Source organism: Micromonospora olivasterospora, from assembly GCF_007830265.1.
GTDB classification, from domain to species: domain Bacteria; phylum Actinomycetota; class Actinomycetes; order Mycobacteriales; family Micromonosporaceae; genus Micromonospora; species Micromonospora olivasterospora.
Window position 1 is genome coordinate 4881663 of sequence record NZ_VLKE01000001.1, and the last position, 14101, is coordinate 4895763.

The 14101-nt window shown below is 66.9% G+C and carries 1 protein-coding gene; it reads left to right on the plus strand.

Annotation, left to right across the window (positions count from 1 at the left end):
- The first annotated feature begins 49 nt into the window (after positions 1-49).
- A complete protein-coding gene (locus tag JD77_RS22520) occupies positions 50-14005 on the plus strand; it encodes a hypothetical protein (protein ID WP_145776062.1) in 13956 nt (4651 codons plus the stop codon).
- Positions 14006-14101: the final 96 nt, after the last annotated feature.

Genomic DNA, 14101 nt, shown 5'->3' on the forward strand with positions numbered 1-14101 from the left:
CCCCACGATCGAGATCGACGCGCAGGGGGACAGGGATCCGTTCAGTGCCGTGTCCTCGTCGGCCGGCTCGGTCGGTGGTGACCCGGTCGGACGCGGCGAGCCGGCCAGCGCGGCACCGGAACCGGCGGTCGCGGCGACCGGGCCGGCCGCGGCGGCCGAGTCCGCGCGGCGGGTCGCCGACTGGATCGATCAGACACCGGTGGCCCCCGACAACAGCCGCGACCCGTGGTGGTGGTGCGTCCAGGCCACCCTCGACGCCTTCAGAGCCGAATACAAACGGCTCGGCAACCGGGCAGTATCCGACGACCGGATCCTCGGACCCGACGGCCGACTCGCACCCACCACGAGCTGGGAACAACTCCTGGACATCCTCGACGCGACACCCGAACGCGTCGCCCACCCCGACGGCTGGCCCGACGGAGTCGCACCGGAAGACGTACTCGCCGCGCTCAGGGCGGCACCGGGCTCGATGGTCGTGGTCAAAGCCGCGCCACCCAACGAGCCACAACACGTGTTCGCCCTCCACAGCCAACCACAACCATCCGGACCACCGACGATCAAGGTGCGCGACGGCCTGGTGCCCGGCGCCCAGGACCGACCCGAACCATCCGATCCGGTACGCGACCCGTGGTTGCGGCACCTGTTCGCATCGAGCACCCGACTCGCCGCGTTCGACAACACCGGACGACCCACCACCATCACCAACCTCCTTCCCGACCGCACCACCGCACACCCGCAGCCCACCACCACGACCAGCATCGACCCCAACGCCATCCTGCTCGCCTCCACCACCCCACCCCGCGGCCCGTCCCAAGCCATGCAGGCAGACACCACCTCCCCCGAGCCGGCCGACTCCCCCTGGCAGCCGTTTCTGCCGGAGGAGACTGGCGACGCGGCTGGCACCGGCCCGGCGTTTTTTGATCCGGAATTCCAGGATCTGAACGCCCTGGATCTGAACACACCGGCGAACCCTGTGGACTGGGAGCCGGGGGGTGTCGAACCGGTCGAGTCGGACCTGCTGGCAGGAGGGGATTCACCGACGTCCGACATGGACGGGGAGACCCCAAAGGCTGCCGACCCGGTCGACCCTGCGGATCCGCTGGCGGGGGTGGACTCGCCGGCGTCGGAGTCTGGCGTCGATTGGCTGACGGGTGTCGACCTGAACAACCCCTGGGATCCGGTAGCGGGGTTGTCTGGCGATTGGGGGACGGAATTCGGCCCGTTCGACTTTTGGGATCCGCTGGTGGGGGCGGATTCGCCGGCAGCGGTGTCTGACGTCGATCGGCTCGCGGAAGCCGAACAGGTCGAGTCGGACCTGCTGGCAGGGGTTGATTCACCGACGTCCGAGGACGGTGGGACGCCGGGGGGTGCGGACCCGGTCGACCCCCCGGCTCCGCTGGCGGGGGTGGATTCGCCGGCAGCGGAGTCTGACACCGGCTGGTTGGCGGATGTTGACCTGGACGAGAGCTTGCGGTTGCTGGCAGAGCTAGATTCGGCGTTTGATTTCGGGACTCTGCCGGAGAACCCCGGACCAATCGGGCCGGACCCGGGGTCGAGTGGGGTGCCTGCGGTCGGTGGGTTCGGCGGTACCCGGCAGAAGCGGAAGCGGACGGTGGCTTCGGCGATCGCGCAGTTGTCGGCTGTGGGAACCCGTGGTGAGGCGGATGGAGTCCGCGATGTTGCGGCGGAGTTCGTGGAGTGGACGCGCGGGGTGCTCGGGGTCGATCTCGCGAATCACTCTTCGAAGCCGAACGGCTTCTACGACGCGGTGGTGCTTCGCTTCGGGAAGCAGTTGATGAACGCGGGGGTCGAGCGCAGCAGTTCTGGACTGCGCGCGTGGGCGGCCCGCGAGTTGGCCGCTGACCTCCGTCGGGGTGGCGAGTCGAAGTTCAGCAAGTTGCTTCCCTATCCGGAGGTCATGTCCGAGCAGCGACGGGAGGACCTGCACCGGCAATGGATCAATAAGATCGCGAACAATCAGAGCCGCGATTACGACGTTGCGCATGTGGTTCCGCACATCATCGCTTCGATGTTGTCCCAGTCGATGCGGATCCACCATCCATTCGGTGCCCCGTACGACATCGGCCCGACGCCCGATGATGGTGTCATCCCGTATCCGGTCGCCTTCTACAAGGGCGCTTACTACCTCGGTCAGTTACCTGACCCAGCCGATGTCGAACGCGCTGGCCGTATCGCTGATGGCTTCCCTTGGGCAGTGATATCCGAAGACCGGCAGCAGCAACTCAATCAACTGTTCGACGAAACACGCGTTCTGCTGCGGAAGGGGATCGAGGGGGTGGAGAACAGCCCCTATCCGACCAGCTCCAAGCACTGGCCCATCCTGCGGGAAACCTTCCAACGTCGACTCGCGGCCATCCGTAAAGACCACGACTCTCCTTACAGCAAGAAGGCGCGGGAACTCGCCGAATACGGCCGGTACCTCGCGGCCATCCGTAAAGACCACGACTTTCCTCACAGTAAGAAGGCGCGGGAACTCGCCGAATACGGCCGACACCTCAAGGGCCTCGGTGCGGAGCACCTCTGGGAGGAAAAGACGACGGATTTCGGTGGCCACTTTACGCTCGAGCTCAGTGTCCTTCAGGTAGCAAAGGGGAAGTCGCAGTTGCGCGTGTGGCCGGGCGGCGTCGAGAAGGTTCTCCTCAATGTCGACCGACTGGCCATACTGGGCGATCGGGTTCCTGTTCATTTCGGGGTGACCGGCGAAGAAGGCGTCGGTTTTGCGGAATTCCGGTACACCGACGCGACCAACGGCACCGACAGGATCTTCTACCGGAGATTCCCGCACGATCTCAGTGACCGTAACCTGTTCGACTTGCGGGAGAAAGCAGCCGGCCGCGTGTGGGACCTTCACCACCGGCCGCTGTCGAGCGACTACTACCAGGTCACGTTGCCTCTACGTGAGGGCAAAAGGTTGGCCGGTCTCTTCGGCGACCGCAGCGGCAATAACAGCGCCAGATCGTTCGTGGTCCCGCAGGTCCCGGTGGTCGGCGGACTTCCGCCTGTCCTCCCCGCCGAGCTGAACGGTCGTCTTCTGCTCGGGTATTCCGAGGAGGGTCGACCCACTGCGATCGTGGAAGCGCCGGCCGAGAAGAACGTCAAAGGACTGCCCCTTTACCTGGAAACGGACAAGCCCGTCCTCGTCGTGGACGACATCAAGCGGCTGCGCAAGAAGGCGCTGTGGGAACCGGAGAATCGGTGGGTTCTTTCCGAGCAAGTGTCTTTCGATGTCGTGTTGCAGCCGGGGGCGCGGAGCGGCCGTGGGCCATTGCCGACTCGCGCTGCGGCCGGTCCGCTGTCCATCGAGGTCGGCCGTCGTGGTCCGGGCAGGACGTTGGCCGGGGCGGAGGTGGATCTGTCTCCGGGGACGTCGGTCACCCTGTCGGTAGGGAAGTGGCCGGAGCAGGAGCAGGTCGGGGCGGATGTCGCCGGCAGCGTTCCCGTCGTGGTCGGTGCGCCGTTGGTCGACGGGTCCGGAGTCGTCTACCGGCTCTTTGACACGGGTGTGGACAACGAGCGCTTCGACGACCTGAAACGCGAGATCACCGAGGCGCTGAGAAACCCGGGGTCGGTTGCGGCGATGCCGGCCGGGGGATCCGACGATGCAGCGAAGAACTGGCGGCAGGAAGCGGCCTCGGCGATCGAACAGTTGTCGGCCGCGGGCAACCGCGACGAGCAGAATTTCGTGCGGTGGACGCGCGAGGTGTTCGGCATCGATCTCACGGAGGGTGGAGCGAAGCCGGAAAACTTCTACGACTCGATGTTCCGGACCTTCAGACAGCGGTTCGAGGAGTTGAAGATCGAACGCAAGGAACTGCACGGGTGGATGGCCAGCAGCCTGGCCGCGGACCTCCGTCTGGGTGACGCGTCGGAGTTCAGGAAGTTGCTTCCGTATCCGGAGGTCATGTCCGAGCAGCGACGAGAGGAGCTGCACCAGAACTGGATCGACAAAATCGCGAACAGCCAAAGCGGTGATCACGACGTCGCGCATGTGGTTGTCCATATCCTGGCCCGGACGATGTCCCAGCCGATGCGCATCTACCAACCGTTCGGCGTCCCGAAAAACATCGGCCCGGAGTCCGGGGCCAACAAGCTGCCGATCGTCTCCTACAAGGGCGCCTACTACCTCGGCCGGCCTTCTGTTCGAGGGGATGCCGACATCGCCGCCAGCATCGCCAGGGGTCCCGAGCAGACGTCAACATCGGACGACGAGAAGCAGCGACTGGATCGACTGTTCGACCAGGCGCACGGTCTGCTGCTGGAGCGAATCAGCGAGGCGGAACGGAACCCTCATCCGGGCACCAGACACTGGCCCGCCCTGCGGGAAGCATTCCAGCGTAAGCTCGCGGTCATCCGTGGAACCGACGTCGCCGGGATCTCGGCCGCCGAAGTCCGCCCCGAATCGCCCCAACAGCAGGCCGACATCCTGGCGGAAAGTCGTCGGTACCTCTCGAACATCCTCCGGCCCAGCAGCTGGGAAGACGCGGACCCAAGGCCCCAAGGGGGTTGGTTCACCCAGTACCTCAACGTCAGCTCCGACGGCCAGCAAACGACGGTTTCGGTCGAACTGGGCGGCAAGCGCCTTCGTCTCCAGAGACTCAACAACGTCTCCATCGCGGGCGACCGGATCGCTGTCGATTTCGGGATGGACAGCGAAGAGGGGTTCGCTGTTGCCAGGATCCCGTACACCGCGACCGACGGAAGCGAAAGGTTCGCCTACAGGGAATTCCCTACCAGGCTCACTGCGGCGGATCTGGAAGTTGTGTGGGATAAGGCGGCGGCGGACCGGCGGCGGAAAGTCGACTCGGCGATCGCGCAGTTGTCGGCCCGGGAAACCGGCAGGGAGTTGGCGGCATTCGAGCAGTGGGCTGATGCGGTTTTCCACATCGATCGCGCGGAGGGCGACGCGGGGCCGCTCGACGTCTTCTACGGGACGGTGTTGAAAGCCCATGGGGAGCGGTTGGCGCAGGCGGGCGTCACCACCGTGGCTGAACTGGGCGCGCTGGTGGCCCGCCACCTGGACGCCGACCTCCGCAAGGGCGAGGAGTCGACGTTCAGGGCACTTCTCCCGTATCCGGAGAACATGTCCGAGCAGCGACGGGAGACCCTGCACCAGCACCTGCTCAACAAACTCGTACACCGCCAGCCCGGCTACCCCGACGTCGTGCACGTGGTTCCCCACATCGTGGCCTGGGGGTTGGGTCTGCCGATTGAGATCCACCACCCGTTCGGTGCCCCGTACGTCATCGGTCCGCCGTCCGGTGACGGTGAGATTCCGCAACCAGTCGTCTGGTTGGACGGCGCCTACCACCTCGGCCAGGCCCGTGACCCACACGATGCCCGCATCGCCGAGGGTTTCCCGTCGCCGGCAGCCTATACCGAACTGCGCCGACTGGATGTCGTGTTCGACGAGGCGCTCGACCTGCTGAAAACCGAAGTCGACACGGCGGAACAGAACACGGCGATCCGCCACTGGCCGCTCCTGCGGGACACATTCCACCGGAACCTCGCGGCCATCCGTCAACGCCCCAGCTCCCCCCGCAGGCACGCCGACGTACTCGAAGAACACCGCCGATACGTCGACGCCCTCCGCGAAAAGAGCACGTGGGAAGACGAGAACCGTTGGAACCTGCAGGACCCGTTCACCGTCCCCGGCCGCGCCGAGGACACCCCGGGTCGGCCATCTCTTCTGTCTCTTCGCGCCCGGCGTGACGGCGACGACATGCTCCTCGGATATGTCGATCGAGTCACCATCCCGGGCGACAGGGTCGCTGTCGATTTCGGGATTGCTGACGGCGAAGGTGTCGGCATCGCCAGAATCCCGTACACCGCGCCCGACGGCACCGAGAGGTTCGTCTACAAGGAGATCGCCCGCAGGTTGACCGACAGCGAGCTGGCCGAACTGTGGAGCACGGCAGCCGGCCCGGTGTGGGAGACCGTCGACCGGTGGACGTTCGGCACTCTCTACCACATCACAGCGCCGGTGAGCGAAAGCGGAATATTTGACATCACCTTCGGCGACCAGAGAGTCACGATCCCACCGGTCGAGGTGGCCGACGGACTTCCGCCGGTCATCGCCGCCGAACTGAAGGAGGCGCGTTTCCGGCTCGGGTACGGCATGGATAGTCGCCCCCTGGCGGTCCTGGAAGCACCGGCCGGAAGGAACGGCACCGCAGCGCCCCTGTACCTGGAACTGTCCTCGCCGGCCCCCACCGCCCACGACATCGAGCGGCTGCGCTCGATGGCGCTGTGGGAATCAGCCGAGCCAGGGGCGCTCCTCGACGAAGTATCCATCGATCTCGTCATGCAGCCGGACAGGCGCACGCCCGACCCGCTGCCGCTCACGCTCGGCGGTGACAACCCGGGCCGGACGCTGGACGGGCAGGAGGTGGATCTTTCCCCTGGGACAGAGGTCACCCTGCGGGTCGGCCGATTTCTCCGGCGGGCGGAGTCGACCGTCGTCACGAGCATCTTCGCCGCCGTCAAGGCGCCGTTGGCCGACCGGTCCGGAAACGCCTACCGGCTCATCGACACGAACCTGTCGAACGAGTGGTTCGACGGGTTCAAGACGCAGTGGGAGACGACCGGTAGCAGCAAACGCCCAGCCGCGCCGGAATGGCCGGCGGGGCCACACGAGAAGCGCCCGCGTACCGGGGGCGGGCTGGCTCACGCCGCCGGTTATCGGACCACTGCCGTGGAGTCCGCGGCGGAAGGGCTGCGCCACATTCCCGCCACCATTACTCGGCAGGACGTGGTTGGCTTCCGGCCCGTCAACAACGGTCCCAATCTCCGTGCGTGGTTGGCGGGCAGGAACCTCCCAGCCGGAGTTGACCTGCCCAACGAGGGGAAGCCGGCTAAGGAGACGCTGAGGGAGTGGGTGGACGACTGGGCCAGGTCGCTGAATGGTCAGCGTGACCCCGACGACCACCCCTACCTCGTCTCTTCGGTGGCTCGTTGGTCCGGTGGCCTTATCCCCCTGGCTTCGGTCTGGCGTTTGTGGGGAAAGATGCCGCAGGTGGACGGGGGTGGGTCGCAGCCGGGTCCTGTCCAGTTGACCGAGGACCAGGGGGATCTGTTGAAGAAGATGGTCGACTTCGAGCGCCGCGAGGGCGGCCCAAGCAACCTCCGTGAGTTCCTGGAGAAGGAGAATCTTCCGGCGGGGATTTCCCTGAAGAAAGGTCGCGGCGTCCTGAACGAGCAGACGTTGTACTTGATAGACGTGTGGGCCCGAATGATGAGGGACAAGTTCGTCGCCCGCGACCGCTCCGGTACGCTGGACAAGCTGTACGGCGACATCGCCACGCTGTCCGGCGGCCTCATCAGCAAGAAGAAGGTGCGCCTAGCGTTGAGTGCGACCGCGGGCGGGTCACAGCCGGATGCCGCGGGCATGGGTGGGATCGACGCGTCGGATGCGGCGGTTTCCGAGGGATCAACTGTCGGTGCTGGTGCTGGGGCTCCTGTCGTGGGACCGGACCAGTCGGCACCGGGGACACTATCGACGGAAGAGTTCCAAGTATTGGTCCACCTGGCGGCGGGCCTGACCAATAAGCAAATCACGACGCTGATGGCGCCCCGAAGCGAACCTATGGTAGCCAAAATCGTGCGCAGGCTGCGAAATTCGCTGGGCGTAGGCTCTCGGCAGGAGGCCGTGACCAGGGCTCGCCAGCTCGGACTGCTGGGCGACAGTGCCGTGCGGGGCGGGGCCAGCGCGGCGACTTCCGGGGGGTCAACTGTCGGTGATGGTGCTGGGCCGGCTTCCGTCGTGGTGTCGGGCCAGCCCGCATCTGAGGCGATCCTGGCGCCGACTCAGAGCAGCGCGCTTCATCGCGGGGCGGCGGGCCGGACAACGGACGCCGACGTCGTCGGGCCGGAGACCGGGCGGCTGTCGCAGCCGGCTTCGCCGGGCTCGGCGAGGGCGATCGAGATTGACGCGGAGCTGTGGCGGCGGAGGCGTGGTGTGAATCCGTTCGATGGCATGGGTGGGTCGGGGCGGCTGTTTGGTGAGTTGGTCGCGGTGCGGTTCGCGCTGATTCCGGGGGATGAGAAGTGGGTCATTCAGCGGCGGCTGTATGTGCAGGGCTCGGACGCTGCGGTGCAGCAGGTGCAGGAGGCCACTCTGGCGGGTGTTGCCGCGTTGAACGAGAGCGAGCCGACGTTGCCGGAGGTCGAAAAGCGGCTGTGGTGGGAAGTGGAGTTCGTGGCCAAACCCGAGCTGGCTCATCAGGAGGTCATGGTCGGTGCTCCGGGTAGCGTGACTGACCAGCGCCATTGGGCGGCGGGTGAAGAGCCTGGGGTGTACGTGCATGAGGTGGTGCACGGGGCGGGTGTGCTTGACAGGAAAGATTCGTCGCTGATGGGCCAACACCGGCATGGTGCTGACTGGCGTTTGTCCAACGAAGATCTGCAGGACATCGTGGACATCCTCAAGCCTCATTACGCGGGTGTGGTGGGCAGCTCCGGTCCTGCGGAACGGCCGCAGGGCGCGGCCAGTGCGGCGCAGGGGCCGGCCTCCGTGCAGCAGGTTTGGAGAGATGGTCACGCCGTGCCACCAGGATTCCCCGGTTACGGGTCGGGGGTTTCTGACGCGCCGTTGAATCCCGGCGGTGGTGAGCCACCGATCGGCGCCGGACGGGTTGTTGCGATGGAGGTGGACGCCGAACCGCGGACGCCGGGGCCACCGCCGGTGACGATGGCCCCGGTCCCGCCCGAGATCGTGATCTCCCCGGCGTGGGATGACGTCTTCCAGCAGGTGCTGGAAAGCGCGGGGGGCCAGGTGGCGGAGACGCTCGGTCTGCCGACGGCGGGGATTGATGATGTCCGCCACTATCTGGCCGCCCAGCTTGGCCTGATCGTCCAGCGTACGGATTTCCGGAAGCGTCACGGTTTGCCTGATCTCTCCTTGGAGAGGCTGCAGCAGGCGTTGGATTCCAGGGGGAGCTCTGTGCCCGGCCTGACGCATGTCTTGCCGCACCTGGTCTCGGAGGCGTTCGGGATCAATTTCGCGGTGTCCGGCAGCGAGACCGTCAGGCACGATCAGGGTGTCGGCGCCGGTCGGGGGCTCCCGCACCGGCATGCGGGCTGGGGGCCGGCGGCAGCGCACAGCGGGTCCGACTCCGGTCAGTTCGGCTCCGAGCCGATGGTCCGGGATACAGGTGATCGGGCAGGACTCCCCGCTGAGGTGGCGGACGAGTCGACGGCGGGGGACCCGTCGCAGCTGACCGACGGGTACACCATAACGGTCACGCTCGGCCCAATGGGGCGGCTGCCGGTCGAGGTGGACGGCAAGAGTCCGTCTTTCGGTGTGGAGCTTACGAACAGGAATGCGACGCTCGTGCTCGGTTACCGCGCGGACGGGCCGCATGCGCGTAAACCGGCCGCGTTGATCATGATCGAGGGAGAGTGGGACAGCAACTCGTACTGGCAGTGGCTCGACCCGGCCCCCACCGAGAAGGACCTGGGCAGGCTGCGGAACTACGAGCCCCGGACCGTGGGTGCGGACGGGTGGAGGACGGAACCCCTGCCGCCGCTGGACGGGTACGATAAATGGGTCAGGCTCAGCGATGCCGGGCGGCTGACGTCCGGTCTGAACGACAAGAGGCCGCGCCTCGGTCCGGCCGCTAAGAACAGAAGAGCGAGGCTCCGGGTCGGTTTCGACACGGACCGGCCGGATGAGCGTGAGCTGGTCGCGTTGATCGAGGTCGAGAGCCTGGATGACCGGCCCGGCGGCCCGTTCTGGAAGTGGCTGGCCGTGGTGCCTACCGAGAAGGACCTGGAGAAGCTGAAGCCCGAGGCCGAGCAACGTGGGCCCGATCGGCCGCGCCCTTTGCCGGGCGAGTGGACGCAGGGGGACCCGCCGCAGCCAACCGACGGGCACATCAAAAAGGTCTGGCTCGACTGGCAAGCGAGATTCAGCCTGAACGGCGAAAGGGTGTCTTTCGGTAGGCGCGCCGGGGGCCAGGAGGCGACGCTCTGGCTCGGTAAGTCGCATGACGGTGAGCCGGCCGCGTGGCTCAAGGTCGAGAGGCTAAAGCGCCGAGAGAGTGGCCCGTTCTGGCGGTGGTTGCACCCGGTGCCCACCGAAGCCGACCTGAGGAGGCTGGAGACCTATGAGCCCGGGCCGAACTGGACGGAGGGGAACCCTCCGCAGCTGACCGGCGGGTCCAGCCCCAACCCGGCGGTGGCATCCGTCAAGTTCGATGGGCGAGGGCGGCTGAAGTTCAGTGTGGGCGGCAAGAGGCTGTCTATCGGTAGGGACTTTGCGCACGAGGAGGTGACGCTCGCGCTCGGTTACCGCACGGACGGGCCGCATGCGGGTAAGCCGGCCGCGTGGGTCAAGGTCGAGAGCCTGAAGGGCGGGAAGGGTGGCCCGTTCTGGCGGTGGCTGGACGTGGTGCCCACCGAAGACGACCTCGCCAGCCTGAGGTCCTACGGGCCCCGGCGCCGGCCGGGGTCCTACGGGCCCCGGCTGGCGCCCGTAGGGCCCTGGCAGGCGTGGACGCCGGGGGACCCGTGGGACCCGCCGCAGCTGACCGGCGGGTACAGCAAAACGTTCGAGCTCTCGAGCGGGCGGCTGCCGGTCGAGGTGGGCGGCAAGAGGCAGTATGTCGGTGTGGAGTATCGGAAGGCGACGGTCTGGTTCGGTTACCTCCCGCCCGGGCCGCATGAGGGTGAGCCGGCCGCGTTGGTCGAGGTCGGGAGCCTGGACGACGGGGAGGGCGGCCCCTTCCGGCGGTGGCTGGACCCGGCCCCCACCCAAGAGGACCTGGGCAGGCTGAAGGACTACGAGCCCAGGACTGTGTATGGGGACTTCTGGAGGGATGAGGACCCGCCGCCGGTGACCGGCTGGGACACCAAAACGGTCAAGCTCGGCCCGGAAGGGCGGCTGCCGTTCAAAGTGGACGGCAAGAGGCCAATTTTCAGTGCGGCTGGGGGCCGGGAGATGACGATCAGGTTCGGTCCCCTCCCGCCCGGGCCGCATGAGGGTGAGCCGGCCGCGTTCATCGAGGTCGAGGGCCTGGACGACCGGCACGGCGGCCCGTTCTGGCAGTGGCTGTCAGTGGTCCGCACCCCGGCCGACCTGGAGACGCTGCGGACCTACGAGCCCCGGGGCGTGCATGCGGGCGAGTGGACGGAGGGGAAGCTGCCGCAGCTGACCGGCGGGTACACCATAACGATCAATCTCGGCCGGGACGGGGAGGTGCCGTTCAAGCTGAACGGCAAGAGGGGGGTTTTCGGTGCGGGTACGGCCAATGCGGGCCGGGAGGCGACGGTCTGGTTGGGTCGTACGGACGGGTCGCCTGAGGGTGAGCCGGCCGCGCGGATCGAGGTCGAGAGCCTAGAGGGCTGGGAGGGCGGCCCGTTCTGGCGGTGGCTGAACGTGGCCCCCACCGAGAACGACCTGGTCAGGCTGCGGAAAAAATACAAGAGGCGGACCGTGAATGCGGGCGGGGGGACGGCGGGGGACCCGCCGCTGCTGACCGGTGGGTCCAGCGACAACGCCGCGGCGGTGGCACCCGCGTCAACCGGATCCGTGGGCGTGGCATACCGGGCGGCGCAGGACGACGCGGTAGCTGTCCCCGGCTCCAACACGGACGACGCGATCCCACCGGTCGCCGGGTCGTGGGCCCGTCCGGTGGTCGGGATTCCGTCGCAGGGCCAGCAGCGGCCAGGGGTGGCGAGCGCGCAGGTCGACCGGGGGCAACCGGCAGTGCGGACTCCGATGGCCGCCCCCGCGCCGCAGCCGCAGCCGCTGGAGGGTTGGCCGCAGGCGGCGGCCGGGCAGGCTGGCGCTACGCAGAGACCAGCCAACGCGTTCTGGGATGTGGCGGTGGACAGGTCGTCGTTGGTGTCTGTCCAGCGGCCGGCCGTCGCGTCGGTGGCCGGCCCGGATCCGATGTTGCCGGTGCCGGCTGACGGGTACTGCGTGCTGTACGCCTTCATCGCCACCGATCCGATCTGGGTGCGTGACGTGCTGTACCCGCACCTTTCCGTGGACTTGGTCCAGTTCCTGTCCGATCCCGGTCGGGTGCGTACCAGCGTGGTGGGGCTGGTCGGGTCGGAGGTGCCCCGGGAGTCCCCGCTCGCGCGGGTGAGCGCGCTGTTGCAGGGCCACGTCCGGGGGTACCTGGACAGCAACGCCGGGCGGTTGCCCACCGATGTGACCAGGCAGCGGATCAACTTCCGCGAAGAGCGTGTGCGGCAGGTGGCGGCCCTGAACGACCACCAGCAGGTGCTGGATTGGTTGCGTTACCTTGACAGCCCTTACGTCACCGAAGCCGGCATGCTGCCTGCGGCCGTGATCGCGCACCGGTACCAGGCGGTGCGTGCCGCGGCGATGCTGTCCGGCGGGCCGCTGGGCCTCGGCGAGCCGACGGACGCACCGCAGCGGCAACTGGACTTCCTCACGCAGCACGGCCAGGGCTTCCCGGTGGACGTCCTGGAACCCGGCACGGCCCGTGACTTCTTGGTCGTCGTGTTGAGCGAGTCCGACCGTCAGCTCGACCCCGACGAGTTGGACGTGGTCCGAGCGGCGGTGGACAACTGGAAACAGCAGTGGGGCGCCCCGGTCGGGGAGTTTCTACCCCCCCTGCTGGCCTACGCCACCGGCAGCCGGGTCACCATCTGGCGGGAATCCGGGTGGGGGGCGCCACCGATGATGAGCGACGAGTACGGTCCGGCCGCCGGCCGGCCGGTCGACCTGTACCACGTCGCGGCCGACCCGCACACTCCGACCATCGTCAACCACTACAACGCCGCCGCGGTCCATGACGGTCGACAGGGCGCCGGGGCTTTCCCTGCGACGTCCGCGCCGGTCGACCCCCCGGCGTGGCAGGCGCAGGTCGGTCAGGGGCAGCCGGCAGCGCAGACCCCGTCGCCTCCCCAACTGACGGCCACCCTCGGGTCGGGGCCCGACCCCGACCAACCGGACCCGGAACCGCGCACCACACCACTAGAGCGGCGTCACCTCGATAAGGTACGGACCGAGATTATCTGGGCCACGCCCGAGGAAGTGTCAGCCGAACAAGACGTTGTGCTGATGCGAGAGATCACAGACAGCGTCCAACCAGTCCCGGGAATGGACGACGCCTTTCCCTGGCGTGACGATGACGACCCGCGCGGACGGGTCTATGCGCCCTTCGCCGACGAGAACGGCCAGGTGCACCCCGTCGTCCGCGCCAACGCCGACCGCATCACCGCCAGCATGGACTCGGGCAAACAGACCTTGAAGAACATCGCCAACAACCCGGAAGACCCCCGGCTACCCCGCGTACCGGACGAGGAGTGGGAGCGCCTGTGGCCCCTGCTCGATCAGATGGTCGCAGCGGAGGTGCGCCGACTGGTCCTCGGCGAATCATTGGAAAACCCGCGAGTCAAAGTCCTTCCCATGACCAAAGACCACCTGAAGGATCACGAACGCGGACACGACAAACTCGAAGGCAGGTTGGGATTGGTCCTGGACGACGCCTTCGTGCGGCGGTTCCTCATGGAAATGCTCGGCCCGTACCTCGGCGCCGTATTCGAAGATCAGCAACGAGAAGCAGTCTGGAAACAAACCTACCGGCTGTACCCATCCTATACGATGAACGTCGAAACCTCCCGCCCTCTCGCCGATAGCCGTCGGTCTCGCGGTCGGCGACTTGTGCCTCCACGACATCGCAAGCGCGACATTTTCATGAGCGCCGAAGGCTTCGCAAACTCCATTGCTTTCGCCAACACCGCACTCAAACCCGGCACCATAGAACCCGACATTTACCGCACCAACTCCGTGTACCTGCAATTCACCGTCAGGGTCCCCGACAAAAACAACAGAATCCGCCGACAAGAAATCATGTTCCTATTCGGTATGAACAACCTGTTCGACCTCACTATCAATCCCCATCGTATCGTCATCGCCGACTACGGCCCTTTCTACTCCAGCGCGAAAGACGCGGAGAAGAATTTCCCACCCATCAAACAAGAGCCCGACACCACACCCCCACCGACCTGACAGGGCCCCGGCGTGCAGCCACCACATCGATGATCCGAGTGCGACCGTGATGCGCGGGTAAGTGGCGCAGAATATTGCGATCCTTACGCGTGTCGT